This window comes from Microbacterium sp. SORGH_AS_1204, from assembly GCF_030818935.1.
Taxonomy (GTDB): Bacteria; Actinomycetota; Actinomycetes; order Actinomycetales; family Microbacteriaceae; genus Microbacterium.
In genome coordinates this window covers 1,703,032-1,721,318 of sequence record NZ_JAUTBD010000001.1, presented here as the reverse complement: position 1 = coordinate 1,721,318, position 18,287 = coordinate 1,703,032, and the positions used below count along the sequence as shown (strand labels likewise).

The following is an 18,287-nucleotide window of genomic DNA, read 5'->3' as shown; positions in this document are numbered from 1 at the left end:
GCACTGACTTGCAAGGATCGTGGCGCTCTTGACCCGTCGAGGGGCATGCTCGCCGGAACAGGCTGCGCAGTTCACGCCTCCTTTCAGACCATAAGAGGTCTACACTTCTGAATGTGTGGACCGTCGACCTCGAGCCGATCGAGGGGTGGCTGTTGGGACTGGACGATGACACGTACGACCAGGTCATCGCCGCCATCGAGCTCCTCCAAGAGCACGGTCCACAGCTGGGACGCCCCATCGTGGACACGGTGAAGGCGTCTAAATACAAGAACATGAAAGAGCTTCGTCCCGGTTCCTCCGGCGCGTCAGAGCTGCGGGTGCTCTTCGCCTTCGACCCGAAGCGCCAAGCGATCATGCTGGTCGCGGGCGACAAGTCCGGCAACTGGAAGAAGTGGTACCGGGAGAACATCCCGATCGCGGACGCCCGGTTCGCAGAGCATTTGGCTCGAGTGAAGACGACGAAGAACGACAAGACGAAAGGGAAGTGATCGCGATGGCTCTTACCCCGCAGCAGCTGCTCGAGAAGCGTCCTGCGAACCGCGCGCGCGTTGACGCACACAAAGAGCGGATGCGGGGAGAGGTACGGGCGTACCGGCTGCGCGAACTCCGCGAGCAGCTCGGACTCACTCAGCAGCAGCTCGCCCAGCGGATCGGCGTCGGTCAGCGTCAAGTTTCGAAGATCGAGAACGGCGATCTCGACAGCGCACGGATCAGCACGGTCCGCAAGTACGTCGAGGCCGTCGGGGGAGACCTCGTCATCGAGTACGTCGCCGGAGATAGCCGGCTGCAGGTCGCCTGATCACGCAGAGGCCTTGGAGACGCAGGCCATCGTTCATGTGGACCTGTCGAGCCGAGTAGGCGAGCCGTCCGACCTCGTCCGCGGGGTGAATTATCGCGATCGGCGTGACCGTCGCCGACAGCGGCGCTGCGAAGCTCCCACGACGACGAAGCGTCGTGGTTCTGAGCGAACGCGCCGCAGCACGACCTCCGGTTGAGCCTGTCCATTCGATCCCGGCACGAGCCTCGTCACAGTAGTGTCGATGCTTCGTGTCACCATCGGCGGATGGACCTTTCGGAGCTTCGTCAGCAGTTGGAGCGTCTGCTGACTCCCGCGCAGAAGTTGAGCCTCGACGAGGCCGAAGTGATCAGCGTCGATCGGCGGGATCGCCTCGCCCTCATTCGCGTCGCCGCTCAGAACGCCGAGCGTCAGATGACTGTTCTCACTGTGCGCCTGTTTGGTTCCGCGCCGACCGCACTCGCTCCCGGAGCGGTATGTCGTTTCGAGGGCATACCAACCCTTCGCGGGGAGCTCATGACCGTCGCTTTCGCTGCGAGCTCCATTCGCATCGAGGCCGGACGGCTCGGTCCTCTTCATACCAAGCGTCGCGAAGTTCGGCGAAAGCTCGAGGAGGAGGGGGTGCTGTCCTCGAAAAGTCAGCGGGGCCTCGAGGCGTTCCAGGACGCTCGTCGGATTCTGGTCCTGGCGCCCGTCGGCAGTGCCGGCCTGAAAGACTTCAAAACTTCCGTTGCACGTCTCGACAACGCGGGCGTCAGCTTCTCCTACCGCCACATCGTGACGGAGGGCCCAGACGCGCCGGCCTCCATCGTCACACAGCTCAAGGAGCACGACGGAGCCGATGCGATCATCATCCTTCGTGGTGGTGGGGATCGGTTTGCTCTTCGGGCTTTCGACGACGAACAGGTTGTGCGGGCCATCGCAGCACGACCGGTCCCGGTGGGCCTTGCTGTCGGGCACACCCACGATGACGACTTCCTTGCAGGGCAGGTGGCTACTTACGCATGGCACACGCCGACACACGCCGCGAAAAGCATTCTGCACCTTCGGCTGAAGGCCCGTGCGCGCGCCGACGAAGCCATCCGAAAGCGTAAGGCGCGAGAGAGACAGGAGAGAGAGGCGTCCCAAGAACGAACACATCGCACGGATCTGGAGAACGCGCGGCAGGAGGCCCGACTCTACAAGGACCTGTGGCACACGACCACCGCCCAGGTATTGGTATCGGCTCGAGGCCGCGTCCGCCGAAGGGCAGCTGTCTTGGCCACGGCTACCTGGGCGCTCACTCTCGCGGTGGTGCTTCTCGTCGCAGGGAGAGAACAAACGGTCGGGGCTACCACCGCAGCCGCAGGCATCGTGCTGGGTCTCTACCTCTGGGCGGGTCGACGACGCGCAGACAAGCCGCTCAAGGTGGGCAAGTACACCCCTCTCGGCGGCGACGAATGGATCGGTGCGGCCTTGCGCAGTCGTACCCCGCGGGAGTGCCGTCGCCTCCTGCATCCGTTGTCGGATGAAAAGCACCCGTAGTCGATAGGAATCAGCCCGCGGCGAGGGAGCGTCCTTGATCATGCTTCTATCCAGCGGCGCATCCTGGTTGAACCAGGCCCGTGGTGAGGTCTCGAGGTGCACTCGCAGCTGCCGCCGGAGACCGTATGCATCACCGGCGTCTCCCCTTCTCCGGCAACGCTCGCCGGCCGCCGATACCGGCCGGGCATGCCCCTGAGATGGTGCGCCGGCGCATCCGCTCAGCTGCGACGCTGAGCGCGACCGCCCAGCCGATCACTTCGCCGGGGTGCGGCCCGATAGAGCGGTCATCCTCCGGTGCGGCGTCCCCGAGGAGCGCAGACTTCGGGGTGGTGCGATCGGCGAGATCGCCTCAATTGGAAGGTCGGTGGAAGGACTGGTCATGGTGAGGCGAACAAGATAGCGACCACCCTCGCGCCGGTGCCTGTTCTGATCTGAGACCACCAGCTCGTCTGACAGCGCAGCCGCCGCGAGGTCGTCGTTCCCGCACCGCCATGAAGGGCGCGAGTGGACGAGGAGGCAACGACGATGTGAGAGCATCGGCGCATGCATCCCGTCGCGCGCCGCCGCGCCTCGCGAACCGTCACCGTCGGCGTCGTCGCCGCGCTCGCCGCCTCCCTCACCGGCTGCGGGCAGGGCAGCAACGTGTCGGAGGACTACGCGCAGATCTGCCGCGACAACTCCACCGAGAAGCGCCTGCCCGACGACGACTGCAACAACCACGGCGGCAGCGCCGGCTGGTACTACTACGCGCTCGGCTCGAACAGCCGCACGGTCCCCGCCGTGGGGCAGCCGGCCACCGGCGGTACCGACACCCTGCCCGCGGGCAAGACCGCCGCGCGCGGGATCTCCGGTGACGGAGCGAGCGTCTCGCGCGGCGGCTTCGGCGGCTCCGGCTCCGACGGCAGCCACGGCAGCTGATGCGCCGCATCGAACTGACCCCGCGCCCCGACTGGGAACGAACCATCAAGCAGTCCGGCCTCATCTACTCGCACTCCGTGCGCGACGACGGCACCGCTGTCGACTACTGGAACGACGGCGCCGCCTACGTCTTCACCCTGCCCGAGGTGGAACAGCTCGAGAAGCAGACCGAAGAGCTGCACCGCATGAGCCGCGAGGCCGCGCGCTACCTGGCATCCGGAGAACTCGGTCATCTGGGGCTCGACACGAAAGCGTTCGAGTTCGCGCAATGGTCGCTCGAGCAGGACGAACCCGACGTCTACGCGCGGTTCGACCTCGCCTATGCCGGCGACGGCAGCCCCGCGAAGATGCTGGAGTACAACGCCGACACCCCGACGGGACTCATCGAGGCCTCGGTCACGCAGTGGTTCTGGCTGCAGGATCGGCTCAAGTCCGGCGCCGTCGCCGCCGACACCGACCAGTGGAACGGCCTGCACGAAGCCCTCGTCGACCGCTGGCGCGCGCTCCTTCACCGCTCGCTCAGCGAGGGCGAGGGCGGACGCCTCTTCGTCGCCCACTCGGATGCCGACATCTACGGCGAGGACTGGGACACCGTCGCCTACATGCGCGACCTCGCCGGCGAGGCCGGGTGGGAGCACACCGGCATCGAGATGAAGGACATCGGCTGGCACCATGGCGCCCGCCAGTTCGTCGGCGTCCCCGAGCCGTGGGGATCCTCGCGCAGCATCGCCGCGCTGCCGGGCGACGAGCCCGGCACGCAGTACCCCGTCATCCGGAACCTCTTCAAGCTGTACCCGTGGGAAGACCTCGTCTCGGGCGACGACCGCGTCGTCGGCGACCAGGAGTTCGGCGCACTGCTCATCGCCGGGCGCGGACTGTTCGGCCGGTGGTACGAGCCGGCGTGGAAGATGTTCCTCTCCAACAAGCTGCTGCTCGTCGCCCTCTGGCGACTGTTCCCCGGCCACCCCAACCTGCTCCCCGCCTACGCCGACGGCCCGAACGGCCTCACGGACTACGTCGTCAAACCGGTCTTCGGCCGTGAGGGCGACGGCATCCACGTCCACCGCGCCGACGGCACGGTCACCTCGAACGGCAAGGAGTACCGCCGCGAGGGCACCGGCCGCGAACGCGTCTGGCAGCAGTACCACGAGCTGCCCGACTTCCGCGGCTCCAACGGCAGCAATCACCCGGTGCTCGGCTCATGGGTCGTGAACGACGAGGCGTACGGCGTCGGCATCCGCGAGTCCGACGGCCCCATCACCGACTACTTCTGCCGGTTCGTGCCGAACATCATCGAACCCTGATCCCGGATGCCGCGCGCCCGGTGCCGCGCAGACTCACGCGCCCCGGCCGTCGACCCGTTCTCACCGCCTCGGCGTTCGTGCGAGTGCGGTGATCCAGGATGCCGCGACCCGGCGCCGCGGATCCGCCGTCACGGCCTCAGCGCTCGCGCGCCCGCGGTGATCCAAGATGCCGCGACCCCGCGCCACGCGCGCTCACGCGTCGATGTCGTCGACTCCCGGCATCCACTGCGCCCCGGGTTTGCCCCACTTGCGCTTCTTCGCGATCTTGGCGACCACGCGGCTGTCTTCGTCGTCGAGGCGGTCGACGTAGAGCACGCCGTCGAGGTGGTCGAACTCGTGCTGCAGGATGCGGGCACGCCACCCCGTCACCTCGATGCGCACGGGTTGTCCGTCGAGGTCGACACCCGTCAGCAGAGCCGCCTCGGAGCGCCGCAGCGGGAAGCGCTCGCCGGGGAACGACAGGCATCCCTCGCTCTCCTCGTCGGGGTCGGGGTAGCCGGGCTCGAGCGGACGGATCCACAGCTCCGGGTTGATGACGACACCGCGCCACGGCAGGCCCTCGTCGTCTTCGTACGTAAAGGTGAAGATGCGAAGACCCACGCCCACCTGCGGCGCGGCGAGGCCGACGCCCGGCGCGGCATCCATGGTCTCGAACATGTCGGCGACGAGCTGGCGCACCTCGTCGTCGATCTCGTCGACGCGGGCGGCGGGAGCGTGCAGCACGGGGTCGCCCATGATGCGAATCGGGAGTACGGCCACGCCTCCAGCCTAACCAGGGGAGCGGCGGCTACTGTCGAGGGGTGATTCCGCTCGATACCACCCTCACCGATGGAATCGACCAACTCGTCGGTGTCTTCCGCGACCCGCGCATCCTGCTCGGCATCCCGCTCGCCCTGCTGGGCGCGGTGTTCATGTCGTTCGGCGCGCAGTACCAGCACCGCGGCGTGCAGAAGGTCGAGCGCCTCTCGGGCGGCAAGACCACCGGCGGCCTCTCGCGCTCGCAGCTGACCTCGTTGCTGACCCGGCCGTCGTGGGTGGCGGGCACGGTGATGCTGGGCCTGGCGATCGTGTGTCAGCTGGCGGCGCTGTCGGTCGCCCCGCTGATCCTCGTGCAGCCTCTCGGCGCGATCGCCCTGGTGATCACCACCGTCCTCAACGCACGTGTCTCACGGCACAAGCCGACGCGACAGTCGCTCATCGCCATCGCGCTGTGCGTGGGCGGCATCTTCATCTTCGTCACCATCGCAGCCTTCTTCGCCACCGAGAAGCTGATCACCGAGCGGGAGCTGCTGATCATCCTCGGCATCCTGGCCGTGGTCGTCATCGTGTTCGGCGTCTTCTGGGTGCTCGTGCGCCGCCGCGCGCAGGCGTTGTTCTACATCATGGCCGCGGGTGTCATCTACGGCTTCGTCGCGACCCTCGCCAAGGTCGTGATCAGCCGCGCGCAGGCGGGGAACTTCGAGTGGCTGACCCTGCTCTGCCTCGTGGCGCTGCTGGCCGCCGTCGCCGTCGGCGCCTACTTCGTGCAGACCGCGTACTCGGTCGGCCCGCCCGATCTCGTCATCGCCGGCCTCACCGTGATCGACCCGATCGTCGCCGTGCTGATCGGCCTGCTCGTGCTCGGCGAGGCCTCGACCGCTCCCGCCTGGGCGCTCATCGGCTTCGTCATCGCCGGCGCGATCGCCACATGGGGCGTCATCCAGCTGACCAAGCACCACCCGCAGATCACCGCCGACGGCAAGCCCAAGAAGCCGCGCGTGCACTGACGGGCCTGCGGGGTCGTTGATCCCGAGGTCGATGCGGCGCATGGCCCGGTGGAGCGCCGGTTCCGCCGAGACCGCAGGGGTTCGCCGAGGACGCACCCGATGGATGCCGATCGCGTGCGGCCTCGTCGAACGCGTGCGGCCTCATTGGCTTCCGCGAAGACGTCTGGCGGCCGCGCGGCGCGCTGCCACGCATGCTCACGCGGACCGCGACGAGTTCGGACCGCGACCGCCCGACGCGGCGGCGACGCGACCGCTGTCGGCACGGCAGGACGGATGCCGGTAGGCTCGTCGTCGCTGGGGGCGGTGGCCAAGCTGGTCAAGGCAGCGGGCTCATAACCCGACGATCGTGGGTTCAAGTCCCACCCGCCCTACCGAGGCCCTCCGCCAGAAGCACGCTGGTCGGAGGGCTCTTCTCGTGCCGACCACGACCCGCCACCCAGACCGCGCTGCGGCGGCGGCCCAGGGAGCAGCTGCTCCGCTGACAGGCAGTGTCGGAGGTCATCGATAGCCTCCCTCGCGTGGCGGAGAGAGTGCAGGCGTGGTGGGCCCGACGGCAGTGGTCGAAGGGGCTCGACGTGCCCTATGCGGTGGGCGCTTACCGTGAAGCGTGGGCGGCCTACCCCGCCTTGATCCGGCAATACCACCCCGATCTCAACGCGGGGATCGCCCTCAGCCAGGTCCCGCCCGCGGCCGAGGTGCTCCTGCTCTGGCAGTGCGATGCGGGGCACCGCTTCGCCGCGACGCCCCATGAGCAGCGGCACCGGCCGGGCCGGGAGCGCCGGCGCAGCGCCTGGTGTCCCGAGTGCGCTGAGCTGGCCGATCCCGCACGGGTCGTCGCTCTGCCGATGCGCGAGTCGGTCGAAGCGCCGGCCATCACGGCGAACGCGGTGCTGCGTCCCCGCCGCCCTCGGCCCCCGTCGAAGCTCTGCCGCAAGACGCCGCCGGTCGCCGTCGGCGAGGCCTTCGTCTCGGTCTGCGCGCCGAAGCCCGCCTCGGCCGTCGAAGACCGCGTGCGCGCCGACCTGCGCGACCGGCTGGCACTCGCCGAGGGCTTCAACGCCGTCCGGGTCGCCCGCCCGTTCTTCGACCATCTCGAAGTCTGGCCCGACATTGTCTTCCCCGAGCTCCGGATCGCCGTCGAGTACGACACGATCGGCCGCCACGGTCTCGAACACGTCGGACGCCGAGAGGAGGCCGACCGACGCAAGGATCGGGCGCTGCGCTCAGCCGGGTGGGAGGTGGTGCGGCTGCGCATCGGACGCCTCGAACCGCTCGGGCCCCACGACCTGCAACTGTCGAGCTGGAACACGGCAGGCCTCGCAAAGCTCATCGACGTGCTCCGCGGCATCCGCGGTCCACTCGTCGTCGACTCCTACCTGCGTTGACCCCGTCGCCCCATGCCACGCGTCGGCTCAGGACCCGTGCGCCTCCTCCGACACCGGCTGCCACTCGCGCCACGTCTCGAGGCGCGACGCGTAGTCCTTCTCGGCGATACCCAGGGGCGCCTTGCCGAAGAAGATGCGCAGCGGCGGGTTCTCGGCATCCACGACCTTCAGAATCGCCGAACGCGTGGCCTCCGGCTTTCCGGGGTCGGCAGCCGACGGGCGGTTCGCCGCCTGCTCGCGCACCCCGGCGTACGCCGCGATCTCCTCGCTGCGCTTCGCCGACGCACCCGACCAGTCGGTGGAGTAGCCCCCGGGCTCGATGAGGGTCACGTGGATGCCGAAGCCGGCGACCTCCTGCGCGAGCGACTGCGACAGCCCCTCCAGCGCCCACTTCGACGCGTGGTAGACGCCCACCGTCGGGAAGGCGCTGATCCCGCCGATGCTCGAGACCTGGATGATGTGTCCGGATCCTTGCGCACGCATGATCGGCAACGCCGCCTGCGTCACCCACAGGGCACCGAAGAAATTCGTCTCGAGTTGCGCGCGCACCTCGTCCTCGGCGAGTTCCTCCACCATTCCGAAGTGCCCGAATCCGGCGTTGTTGACGACGACGTCCAGACGCCCGAACCGCTTGTGCGCCGCCTGCACGGCGGCCGTGTCGGCGGCGTGATCGGTGACGTCGAGCTGCAGCGGCAGGAAGGTGTCGGGGTAGGCGTCGACGAGCTCGGTGACGTCGTCGAGGTTGCGCGCCGTGCCCGCGACGCTGTCGCCGCGCTCGAGGGCCGCTTCGGCCCACTCGCGGCCGAAGCCCTTGGATGCGCCGGTGATGAACCAGATCTTGCTCATGGGAGTCCTTGCAAAGAGGGGAGGGGTGAACGCGGGCGACGGTACGCCGCTGCACCCCGGGCCCGTGACGGCTTGACACCCCGTGCGCGAGCGATAGGCCCACGGCCCCCGAGGTTCGGAGCGGTGCGCGGTTCGGGCCCAGCGTGGCCGCCTCGCGCGGTTCGCGGCCATCGCGCAGCCGCCTCGCGCGGTTCGGAGCCATCGCACCCCCGTCCCACACGGTTCGGGGCGGATCCCGCCGCTCGGGGCGGAGAAATCCCGCCCCGACGCGCAGAACCCGCCCCGAACTCGAAACCGCGCCTACCGCGCCGCAACCTCCGCCAGCTCGCCCGGCCCGGGCAGGATCTCGCGCAGCAGATCGTCCAGCGTCACGACGCCGACGAGGCGCTCGCCCTCGACCACCGTCGCGAGCTGCACACGTCCGCGACGCATGCGCGCGAGGGCGTCGTACGCCGAGGCACCCGGTTCCAGCCGCAGGGGCTCCCGCGCGATGTCGAGCGCCGGCGTCGCCGGGTCGACGGCGAGCGTATCGCGCACGTGCGCCACGCGGGACGCCGCACCCGAACCGACGAGGATGCGCAGGTGCGTCGACGAGGCGGCGACCGCCTGGATGTCGGCGACCGTGGCATCCATCGACACCGCGGTGGGGGAGCGATCGGTGCGCACGATGTCGCCCACGGTCAGCGTGCCCAGGGCGATCGCCTGCGCAATCGGCTCGGAGTACTGCTGCTCGAGTGTGCCCGCCTGGCGCGAGTGCGCGACGAGCTCGCGGATCGTGTCGGCGTCCTGCCCGCCCGCGGCGGCCTTGTCGACCGGCTCCACGCCCGAGGCCTTCACGAGGCGGTTGGCGATGTGGTTGATCCACAGCAGGAACGGACGCAGCGGCCACGTCAGTGCACGGGCCAGGATGCCGGTGGCCTTCGCCGCGGTCTCGGGGTGCGCGATCGCCCACGACTTCGGCGCCATCTCGCCGATGACGAGGTGCAGGAAGGTCACCACGATCAGCGCCAGCATGAACGCGATGATGTCGGCCAGCACGTACGGCAGGCCCCACATCTCGAACACCGGCGCGAGGGCGTAATCGATGGCGGGTTTGGTGATCGCGCCGAGCAGGAAGGTGCACGCGGTGATACCGAGCTGCGCGAACGCCAGCATGACGGTCAGCTCGTTCACACCGCGCAGCGCCGCGCGGGCGGAGGCGCTGGTCGCAGCCTCCTCCTCCAGGCGGTGGCGGCGGGCAGCGAGCAACGCGAATTCGACGATGACGAAGAACGCGCTCGCGACGATGAGTGCGGTCGTGACGAGGGCGACGGTCCAGCCGTTCATCGGGCCACCTCCTCGTTCGACGCGGACGCTTCGTCGGCGGGCTCGGCATCCCGATCGATCTCGTGCAGCTGCACGTTCAGCTGCGACGGCACGTGGCGGTCGACCTCGGCGACCTCCACCGCGAGCCAGCGCTCGATGTCGAGGCCCTGCACGGTCTCACTCGCACGCTCGGACAGGTCGATGCGCACGACGGCGCCGACCGTCGGCAGGTCGCCGTGCGTCTCGATCACGAGGCCCGCCACGGTCTCGACATCGCTCTCGGCGAGATCGTGCCCGATGAGACGCTCGAGCTCGTCGAGGTGCAGGTCGCCCGGCACGCTCCAGGCGTCCTCACCGACCGACGCCGCCTCGGCGATCTCGACGTCGTGCTCGTCGGAGAGCTCGCCGATCACCTCCTCGGTGAGGTCTTCGATGGTCAGGATGCCGTCGAAGTTGCCGTACTCGTCGACGACGCAGGCCAGCTCGTTGCGCGACTGGCGCATGCGGTCGAGGGCGACGGGCAGCAGCATCGAGGTGGGGATGACGACCGCCGCACGCATGACGGAGGCCACGGGTGCGTCGTCTGCGGGCTGCTCGCGGAGCAGGTCGATGAGCTCGACGACGCCGACGGGGGAGTCCTCGTCGCCGATGACCGGGTAGCGCGTGTGGCCGGTGGCCATGAGCGCGCGCACCTCGCCGACGGTGGTGTCGGGGGTGACGGAGTCGATCTGGGAGCGCGGCACCATGGCGTGTTCGACGTCGCGCTGCGGGAAGTCGAGGATGCGGTCGATGATCATCGACAGGTCGTCGGGGAGGTCACCGCTCTGGCGCGACTCCTCGATGATCGCCTCGAGGTCGCGCGCGGTGGCGCTCTCGTCGACATCCTCGAGCGGCTCGATGCGCAGCAGGCGCAGCAGGGCGTTGGCGGCGACGTCGAAGACGGTGATGAGCCAGCCGAACAGCATCAGGTAGATGCGCGTCGGCACGGCCAGCGCGCGGGCGAGGGGCTCGGGGCTCGCGATGGCGAGGTTCTTCGGGTACAGCTCACCGAAGATCATCGTCACGACCGTCGCCAGCAGCAGCGCGCCGACGGTTCCGATGAGGATCGACACGGCCGGGTCGATTCCCACGCCGCCCAGCAGCGTGCCGATCGATTCGCCGATCAGCGGTTCGGCGACATAACCGATCAGCAGTCCGGTCACGGTGATGCCCAGTTGGGCGCCGGACAGCATGAATGACGTGCGCTTGGTGATGGCGAGCACGCGTTTGGCCTGCGCGTCGCCCTTCTCGGCCAGCGCCGCCATGCGCGAGCGGTCCACCGACATGTACGCGAACTCCTGCGCGACGAAGAAGCCGCACGCGACGATGATCGCGAGTGTCACGATGACGCCCACCAGGAGCGTCAGGGCCGCAGCCAGCATCAGATCTCACCCCCTCTCGGAAAGAGGGGGCTCGAAGATCGGCCCTCCTGGTCGGGGGAGGTGCGGTGATGGCTCACGGGTTTTCTCTCTCGTGGGTCGGGTGATCGCAGATCTCTTCGACGATACCGAGATCGCCGCCGCCGATGCTGGGGATTCGCCTCGACACCTGGCTTCCGCCGCACCGACGCGCGGGCGTGCCCCGCGGTCGCCATGTGCCTGACGGGCCGGCTAGGTCCACGCGACCACGGCGTGCAACACGCCTGTCGTCGCCTCACCCTCCGGACGACGAAGGGCCGGGCCGCACGCGCGGCCCGGCCCCGGCATCCGGTGTCAGGGGACCGCGCGACGCAACGTCGCGAACGACGACGTTGCGAGAACGAGGGTGACGAGGATGCCGCACACGGCGAGGCCGAACGCCCCCAGCGTCACGACCGTGTCGACGACCGCCGGCCACGATCGCGTCGCTGTGACGAGCCACGCCACCGCGACCGCCACGAGGCCCACCCCCACGAGCGTGACGACCGTCACCAAGGACCCGAAGCGTTTGAAGACGGTCGCCGCCCAGAAACCGATGACGAACGCGAGCATCGCGAGGGCGAAGTAGGCGACACCGGCAGCGAGAGGACCTGCCTCCCAGACCCAGGGCAGGTAGAAGAACCACCCGTTCATCCCGTACCCGTTCGTCGCCTGCTCGATCAGCCCCCCGACGACGAACACCACCGCGAGCAGGCCCGCGGTGAGGACGGCCGTCAGCAGCGTCCCGATGAAGAAGTCCCGTCGGGTGATGCTCATGGCCTGCGAGAACGGGAACGTCCGGGTCAGTGCCTGCGCGCCGATGACGCCGAAATACCACAGCGGCGCCTGCACGCCACCGCTGATCATGACGCCTCGAGCCCCCGATGACTGGATGATGCCGTAGATCAGAAGGCTGATCGCGAGCGACCCGAACAGGATGATGAGCGGGATCCAGACGAAGGTCTGGCGATTGATCAGTTGCAGCCGGACGACGTTCAGCGCGCGGTTCATCGCAGCGCTCCTTCCTGCGCGACACCGGCCGGCACGTGCGCCGCCCGTTGGGTGGATCGGACGATGTACTCCTGCAAGGAGACCGGGGACACCTCCAGGCGAGCGTCCGCCAGGGCGCGGCGGTCCTCGGATGCCAAAGGGCCGAGGACCGTGGCCGACGCGACGCGCCCCAACGATTCACGGTGCAGCACGTCGCGATCCGCACAGAAGGCGTCGACGGCGGCGGCGTCGCCGACGATGGTCGCCGCGCGATCACGCACGGCATCCGTGTCTTCGTCCATCACCACGCGCCCGCCGTCGAGCACGATGACGCGTTCGAGAAGGTTGGCGACCTCGTCGATCAGATGGCTGGAGAGGACGATCGTTCGCGGATGCAGCGAGTAGTCGCGCAGCAGACGGTCGTAGAAGGTCTGGCGAGCGACGGCGTCGAGGCCGAGGTACGGCTCGTCGAAGAACGTGACCTCTGCACGGGAAGCGATTCCGATGACGACGCCGACCGCAGAGAGCTGTCCACGCGAGAGCTTCTTGATCGGGCGTTCGACCGGGATCTGGAACGCCGTGATCAGCTCGCCGGCGACGGCTTCGTCCCAGTTCGGGAAGAACAGGCGCGCGGCCGCGAAAGCATGGCGAGGCTTCGCGTCGTCGGGGTACTTCTGACTCTCACGCACGAAGCACATGCGCGACAGCACGCGCGGATTCTCATAGGGGTTCTCGCCGAACACCCGGACCCTTCCGCTGGTCGCGAAATTCTGGGCGGTGAGGATGGACATCAGGGTCGTCTTACCGGCGCCGTTGCGGCCGAGAAGCCCGTGAATCGCGTCCTGTTCGAGGGAGAACGACACATCGGCCAGGGCATCGGCGTCGCGGTAGCGCTTGTGAAGACCCTCGACCTGGATGACGGCGGTCATCGTGCGGTCCCTGCGGTCGAGCGCTCCGGACGATCGGACGACGCGGCGAGCGCCGCGCGCTGGCGGATCAGTTCGGTCAGGTCGTCGGGTCCGAGTCCCAGCGTGCGCGCCTCGGAGAGGAGGGGATCGACGAAACGGTCGGCGAAAGCGGACCGCCGCTCGCCGAGCAGCTGATCGCGCGCCCCGGATGCGACGAACATCCCGATCCCACGGCGTTTGTAGAGCACTCCCTTATCGACGAGCATGGCGATTCCTTTCGCTGCGGTGGCGGGGTTGATGCGGTGGAAGGCGGCCAGCTCGTTGGTCGAGGGCGCGCGAGTCTCTTCGAGGAGGGAACCGTCGACGATCTGGTCCTCCACGCTCTCGGCGATCTGGAGGAACAGCGCTCTGCCGTCGTCGATCATGCGACCTCCGTGTACTGGTTCATTAGTTGACTAGGTAACCATGCAACAACGGATTGGAGGATGTCAAGAGGTCGGTCGGCCGACGCTCGATCCGTCCGGGCGAGGGCCTCGGCGGGAGTTCCGCGATATATCGGCAGGACGCGACCGATATGCCTCGCGAAGTGGGATACTGAAGTCCCCGCATTGCCTCGCTTCCCGGCGTGGTCCCGCCCCTTGCTCAACCGGCACGCCTTGGCGCGCCAGAAAAGGACCAGCCGTGGGACGCCTCATCTACCGAGACCGCGCATCGTTCGACATCGACGACCGCATCCTCGCTCACCTCCGCATCGTCGTGATGAACAAGCTCCGACGCAACGAGGGGTTCATGCTCCAGTTGCCCGTCAACGAGGGCGTCCGTCAGGCGAGCCTGTGGATCCACGCCTCGAACGCCCTCGTCATGCAGTTCTACGGCGGCCGGGAACCGGCGATCGACCGCAACCTGGTCGACCAGATGATGCACGACGCGAGCGGCGCCGACGGCCTCACCCTGACCGCCGCCGGCATCGCCCCGCAGCCGACTCCGACGCGCCAGCCCGTCGGCGGCCGCGCGCGCCCCTGACCGCCCGCTGGGCCCGCGGCGCCGGTGACCGCAGCGGTCCGCCGTGCACGCCCCCGCCGACTGCCGCCCCCCAGCGGGGCGTGTGCGCGCAGGTGTCCAACGACGCGGCATCCGTCTTTCTCGAAGACGACGGATGCCGTGACGTCGCGCGGATCAGCTGAGCGGCACCGTCACCTCGAACCGCGCGCCGTTCGCCGCCGGAACGCAGCGCACGTCTCCGCCGTGCGCCCGGGAGATGCCGCGGGCGATGGGCAGGCCGAGGCCGACTCCGCCGGAGGCCGCCCGTCCCTCGTCGAGCCGCACGAGCCGCTCGAAGATGCGCTCGCGATCGGCGGCCGGAACCCCCGGCCCGTCGTCGTCGACGACCACGCGGGCCGTGCGGCCCTCCGTCCGGACCGACAACGTGACCGACCCCCGCCCCGCCGTCGCGCGTGCGGCGTTCTCGACCAGGTTCGACAACACCTGAGCGATACGGTCGACATCGATGTGCACGGGCACCGCGGCATCCGGGATCTCCGCCCGGATCCGCAGGGACGGATGCACGAGCGGCGCGCGACGCGCCTCGGCCTCGACGACGGTTCGAAGGTCTGCGTCGACCCGGTGCAGCTCGAGACCCCGATCCACCCGGGCCATCGTCAGTAGGTCGTCGACGAGCCGCGACGCTCGCGTCGCCTCACGAGCGACGTGCGCGGCGAGCCGCTCGCGCTCGGGCCCGTCGAGATCGGCGCGTACCAGGGTGTCGGCGGCGGCCCGGATGCCGGCGACGGGCGTCCGCAGCTCGTGCGCGGCGTCGGAGAGGAACGCCCGCAGTCGCGCCTCGGCATCGCGCGCTGCCTGCTCCGCCCCCACCACGTCGTCGAGCATGTCGTCGAGGGCTGTGGCGACGCGTCCGATCTCGGTATCGGGTCGGGTCGGACGCAGACGTCGTTCCCGCTCGCCGGAGCCGATGGCCCGCGCGACCTGCGACACCTGGTCGAGGGGCCGCAGGCTCCGGCGCACGACGACGGTGACGGCACCGGCGGCCAGCACGAGCACTCCGACGGAGGCGACCGCCATGATCCACCGCACCTGCCCGAGCGTCTCGCCGACGCCGACCGCGGACGCGGTGAGACTCAGCGTCGACCCGTCGCTCAGCGTCGAGCGCAGCGTCACGAGCTGGTCGTCGCCCGACACCTCGGATGCCAAAACCTGCACGTCGCTGGAGGCGGAGGGCTGCGGCGCCGACCGCTCACCCGGCCCGGGTCCGCCGCCCGGCCCCGGGGGAGCATCGCGCAACTGCTCGGGACTCGGACCCGCGACGACGGAGTCGCCGCCCGCGCCGTCGATGCGCACCGACAATCCCTGGTACGACAGGCGCTCGGCGAGGTCGGCGTCGTCGACGGTGCCGACGAGCGACGCAGCCGCCGCGGCCCGGTCACGCAGCCGCTCCTCGATCTGTCCGCGCAGCCGGGCGCCGAGCGCGAGGTCGACCACCACGGCCAGCACCACGAGAAGCAGCGCGACGAGCGCCAGGACGGCCAGGATCGTGCGGCGACGCAGCGACCCCGACCGGAGCGTCGGCGTGGAGGTCATGTCGCCGCGCTCAAGCGGTAGCCGAGCCCGCGCACGGTGTGGATCAAGCGGGGACCGTGCTGCTCCATCTTGCGTCGCAGGGCGCTGAGGTGCACCTCGACGAGGTTGGGGTCGTAGTCCTCGTACCCCCACACCTGCGTGAGGATCTGCGCCTTCGACAGCGTCCGGCCGCGCCCGTCGGCGAGCAGGTGCAGCAGGCGGAACTCGGTGGCCGTCAGATCCAGCGCCACTCCGGCGCGGTGGGCGGTCGTGGCATCCGGGTCGACCACGAGATCGCCCACCGAGATCGTCTGGGGGAGCCGCCCCCGACGGCGCAGCACGGCACCCGCGCGCGCGACGAGCTCGGCCATCGTGAAGGGCTTCATGACGTAGTCGTCGGCTCCCTCGGCGAACCCGCGCAGACGGTCGTCCACTTCGTCGCGCGCAGTGAGCATGATGACGGCGGCGTCACCGGCGGCGCGCACGAGAGGGAGCAACCGGATGCCACTGGGCCCCGGCATCATCCAGTCCAGCACCACCAGGTCGGGGCGGAACGCCGCGAGGCGCTCCGCCAGATCGACGCCGTCGGCGGCGGCGTCGGTGGCGAATCCCTCGGCGCGCAGAGCCGTCGAGACGGCGAGGCGGATGGTCTCGTCATCGTCGACGACGAGCACACGGGCGGCAGCGGACATTCGGCCGACGATAGGGGCGGTTGCTGAACGGCGGATATGGCTTGCGTATGCGCATGCCCGTCGGCATCCGGCTTCAGGTTCGCTTCAGTCCCGGCTCCAAGTCTGGTCTCAGCGCCGGTGAACGCCACCGGCCGAGAGGACGACATGAACGACGACAACCCCACCATGCCCCTGCCGCGACTGGACGACACCGCCGAGCCCCGCCGCCGGTCGTGGCGACGCCCCGCACTGATCGCCGGTGCGGTCATCGTGGCCGCCGGCCTCACGGGCGGAAGCGCCGCCCTCGCCGCGCAGACCAACGGCGGATCGACCCTCACCGCGGCCACGTCGGCGCCCAGCGCCGACGGCGGGTCCACAGGTCCCGGCACCGCACCGACCCCGGGCCCGGCAGCCACGCCCGGCTCCGCACCGACCGGCGCCCCCGCCGACGGTACCGCCCCCACCCCGCCCGCCGACGGCACGACGCCGACGCCTCCCGCTCCGGGTGAGGGCGGCGGTCCGGGTGAGTGCGGTCCCGGGGGCGGCCCCGCCGGTGCCGGACACGGACCGAAGGGCGAAGGAAAGGGCGAAAAGCCCACGCCGCCGGCTGACGGCACCGCCCCCACCCCGCCGGCCGACGGCACCGCCCCCACCCCGCCGGCGCCCCCGGCTGACGGAACGGCCCCCACCCCGCCCGCCGAGGGCAGCGCCCCCACCCCGCCGGCGCAGCCCCGCAGCTGAGCGCCGCACGCCGCCGGTTATCCGTGCGCCCGCGACCGCGCTGGCCGGCGCGCCACATCGTGAGATGTGCAGCGCGCGGTCAGCGCGGTGCGGCACGATCGAGGGGTGGCGAGAACACCCACGCGGCGGCGCCGCACGACCCGGGCACGCGTGCTCCGTCGTCGCCGGATCGTCTTCGGCGTGCTGGCGGCTGTGCTCGTCACCCTCGTCGTCGTGACCGTGGTACCGCTGGTCTCGCTCGTCTCGGGGTGGAACGCCGCGTGGAACACCGAGGCACGCCGCGAGAGCGTCGATCTGACGGGCTTCGACCCCGGCACGCTCATCTCCGACGAGGATTTCTACGACGCCGATGCGATGACCGCCGACGACATCCAGCGCTTCCTCGACGAGCAGATCGGACGGTGCGCGAACGACTCCTGCCTCGCCCGCTTGAGGATGCCGGTAGACAGCCGCGACCCGGTCGTCTCGAGTTCGACGGGCGAGACGGTCTGCGAGGGCTTCGACGGCGGTGACCTCACCGCGGCCGAGATCATCGACCGCGTGCAGCGCGCGTGCGGCATCTCGGCGAAGGTGCTGCTGGTCACCCTGCAGAAAGAGCAGAGTCTCGTCTCGGGACGCGTCGCCCGCGCCCCGACGGCGGAGCAGCTCGGCGCGGCGATGGGGGCACGCTGCCCCGACGATGCCGCCTGCGATCCGGGCGCCGCCGGCTTCGCCGATCAGGTCGCCCAGGGCGCGACCGACCTGAAGTCGTACAGCGCCTCCGACTTCATGCGGCAGCCGGGCACGCACTACATCGCCTATTCGCCCGACCCGACGTGCGGGGGCACCGACGTGACGATCACCAACGAGGCGACCGCGGCGCTGTACAACTACACGCCCTACCAGCCGAACCCCGCCGCCCTCGCCGCCCGCTGGGGCACCGGCGACGGATGCTCCGCCTATGGGAACCGCAATTTCGCCCTGTACTGGGCCCTCTGGTTCGCCTGACCGCCGCACGTACTCAGCGATCCGCATGACCTCAGGGCCGTCTGGTTCAGCTGATCGTCGCACACGCTCAGCGATCCGCATAAGCTCAGCCCTCAGCCACCGGATGCCACTGACCCTGTGCAGATCACCGAGCTTG

The 18,287-nt window shown here is 69.7% G+C and carries 19 protein-coding genes and 1 tRNA gene; 11 read left to right on the top strand and 9 right to left on the bottom strand.

The features are described 5' to 3' along the window. The first annotated feature begins 113 nt into the window (after positions 1 to 113). The 5 genes from QE410_RS07830 (at position 114) to QE410_RS07810 (ending at position 4,542) form a co-directional block, all read left to right on the top strand. Positions 114 to 488, top strand: coding sequence for a type II toxin-antitoxin system RelE/ParE family toxin (locus tag QE410_RS07830; protein WP_307330171.1), 375 nt, complete (start codon positions 114 to 116; stop codon positions 486 to 488). Positions 489 to 493: 5 nt separating this feature from the next. After that, entirely contained in the window at positions 494 to 799 is a 306-nt protein-coding gene (locus QE410_RS07825; RefSeq protein WP_307330168.1) for a helix-turn-helix domain-containing protein, read from the top strand. 264 nt (positions 800 to 1,063) lie between these two features. Continuing rightward, positions 1,064 to 2,320 (top strand): exodeoxyribonuclease VII large subunit, encoded by a 1,257-nt coding sequence (locus QE410_RS07820; protein WP_307330165.1) that lies wholly within the window; start codon positions 1,064 to 1,066, stop codon positions 2,318 to 2,320. A 543-nt stretch (positions 2,321 to 2,863) separates the two neighbouring features. Continuing rightward, positions 2,864 to 3,238 carry a tRNA-dihydrouridine synthase gene (locus QE410_RS07815; protein WP_307330163.1) on the top strand — a complete coding sequence of 125 codons (375 nt, stop codon included), beginning with the start codon at positions 2,864 to 2,866 and terminating at the stop codon, positions 3,236 to 3,238. Beyond that, positions 3,238 to 4,542 (top strand): glutathionylspermidine synthase family protein, encoded by a 1,305-nt coding sequence (locus tag QE410_RS07810; RefSeq protein WP_307330160.1) that lies wholly within the window; start codon positions 3,238 to 3,240, stop codon positions 4,540 to 4,542. Before QE410_RS07815 ends, QE410_RS07810 begins: the two co-directional genes overlap by 1 nt. 192 nt (positions 4,543 to 4,734) lie before the next feature. On the opposite strand, the gene def is transcribed toward QE410_RS07810, so the two are convergent. Next, entirely contained in the window at positions 4,735 to 5,301 is a 567-nt protein-coding gene (def, locus tag QE410_RS07805) for a peptide deformylase (protein ID WP_307330159.1), read from the bottom strand. 41 nt (positions 5,302 to 5,342) lie between these two features. On the opposite strand from def, the gene QE410_RS07800 reads away from it, so the two are divergent. The 3 genes from QE410_RS07800 (at position 5,343) to QE410_RS07790 (ending at position 7,693) form a co-directional block, all read left to right on the top strand. Beyond that, on the top strand, positions 5,343 to 6,308 hold the full coding sequence (locus tag QE410_RS07800) for a DMT family transporter (RefSeq protein WP_261742793.1): 966 nt from the start codon (positions 5,343 to 5,345) through the stop codon (positions 6,306 to 6,308). A 297-nt stretch (positions 6,309 to 6,605) separates the two neighbouring features. Beyond that, positions 6,606 to 6,679: transfer RNA gene (locus QE410_RS07795), tRNA-Ile, on the top strand. A gap of 147 nt (positions 6,680 to 6,826) precedes the next feature. Then, positions 6,827 to 7,693 carry a zinc-ribbon domain-containing protein gene (locus QE410_RS07790; protein ID WP_307330155.1) on the top strand — a complete coding sequence of 289 codons (867 nt, stop codon included), beginning with the start codon at positions 6,827 to 6,829 and terminating at the stop codon, positions 7,691 to 7,693. 27 nt (positions 7,694 to 7,720) lie between these two features. Here QE410_RS07790 and QE410_RS07785 read toward each other — a convergent pair whose 3' ends face one another. From QE410_RS07785 to QE410_RS07760, 6 genes are all read right to left on the bottom strand, one after another. After that, positions 7,721 to 8,539, bottom strand: a complete 819-nt coding sequence (locus tag QE410_RS07785) for an SDR family oxidoreductase (RefSeq protein ID WP_307330152.1) — start codon at positions 8,537 to 8,539, stop codon at positions 7,721 to 7,723. 300 nt (positions 8,540 to 8,839) lie between these two features. Further along, positions 8,840 to 9,865 carry a CNNM domain-containing protein gene (locus QE410_RS07780; protein WP_307330149.1) on the bottom strand — a complete coding sequence of 342 codons (1,026 nt, stop codon included), beginning with the start codon at positions 9,863 to 9,865 and terminating at the stop codon, positions 8,840 to 8,842. Further along, positions 9,862 to 11,265: a hemolysin family protein gene (locus tag QE410_RS07775; RefSeq protein WP_307330145.1), complete on the bottom strand. Its 1,404-nt coding sequence runs from the start codon at positions 11,263 to 11,265 to the stop codon at positions 9,862 to 9,864. The genes QE410_RS07780 and QE410_RS07775 overlap by 4 nt, the downstream gene beginning before the upstream one ends. Positions 11,266 to 11,595: 330 nt before the next feature. Next, a complete protein-coding gene (locus tag QE410_RS07770; protein ID WP_307330143.1) occupies positions 11,596 to 12,291 on the bottom strand; it encodes a hypothetical protein in 696 nt (231 codons plus the stop codon). Further along, the gene (locus tag QE410_RS07765; RefSeq protein WP_307330140.1) at positions 12,288 to 13,199 is read right to left on the bottom strand and encodes an ABC transporter ATP-binding protein; all 912 of its coding nucleotides are present in this window, start codon (positions 13,197 to 13,199) and stop codon (positions 12,288 to 12,290) included. The genes QE410_RS07770 and QE410_RS07765 overlap by 4 nt, the downstream gene beginning before the upstream one ends. After that, positions 13,196 to 13,603, bottom strand: a complete 408-nt coding sequence (locus QE410_RS07760; RefSeq protein ID WP_154922437.1) for a GntR family transcriptional regulator — start codon at positions 13,601 to 13,603, stop codon at positions 13,196 to 13,198. Before QE410_RS07760 ends, QE410_RS07765 begins: the two co-directional genes overlap by 4 nt. Before the next feature lie 256 nt (positions 13,604 to 13,859). On the opposite strand from QE410_RS07760, the gene QE410_RS07755 reads away from it, so the two are divergent. Next, the gene (locus QE410_RS07755) at positions 13,860 to 14,201 is read left to right on the top strand and encodes an ATP-dependent DNA ligase (protein ID WP_307330136.1); all 342 of its coding nucleotides are present in this window, start codon (positions 13,860 to 13,862) and stop codon (positions 14,199 to 14,201) included. 153 nt (positions 14,202 to 14,354) lie between these two features. Here QE410_RS07755 and QE410_RS07750 read toward each other — a convergent pair whose 3' ends face one another. Both QE410_RS07750 and QE410_RS07745 read right to left on the bottom strand, forming a co-directional pair. Further along, complete coding sequence (locus QE410_RS07750) at positions 14,355 to 15,773, bottom strand: HAMP domain-containing sensor histidine kinase (protein ID WP_307330133.1); 1,419 nt, start codon at positions 15,771 to 15,773, stop codon at positions 14,355 to 14,357. Beyond that, a complete protein-coding gene (locus tag QE410_RS07745; protein ID WP_307330131.1) occupies positions 15,770 to 16,444 on the bottom strand; it encodes a response regulator transcription factor in 675 nt (224 codons plus the stop codon). Before QE410_RS07745 ends, QE410_RS07750 begins: the two co-directional genes overlap by 4 nt. A 144-nt stretch (positions 16,445 to 16,588) precedes the next feature. Here QE410_RS07745 and QE410_RS07740 point away from each other — a divergent pair, with 144 nt between their 5' ends. Then, a complete protein-coding gene (locus tag QE410_RS07740; RefSeq protein ID WP_307330128.1) occupies positions 16,589 to 17,164 on the top strand; it encodes a hypothetical protein in 576 nt (191 codons plus the stop codon). A gap of 105 nt (positions 17,165 to 17,269) precedes the next feature. Beyond that, positions 17,270 to 18,151, top strand: coding sequence for a hypothetical protein (locus QE410_RS07735; protein WP_307330125.1), 882 nt, complete (start codon positions 17,270 to 17,272; stop codon positions 18,149 to 18,151). The last annotated feature ends 136 nt before the right edge of the window (positions 18,152 to 18,287 follow it).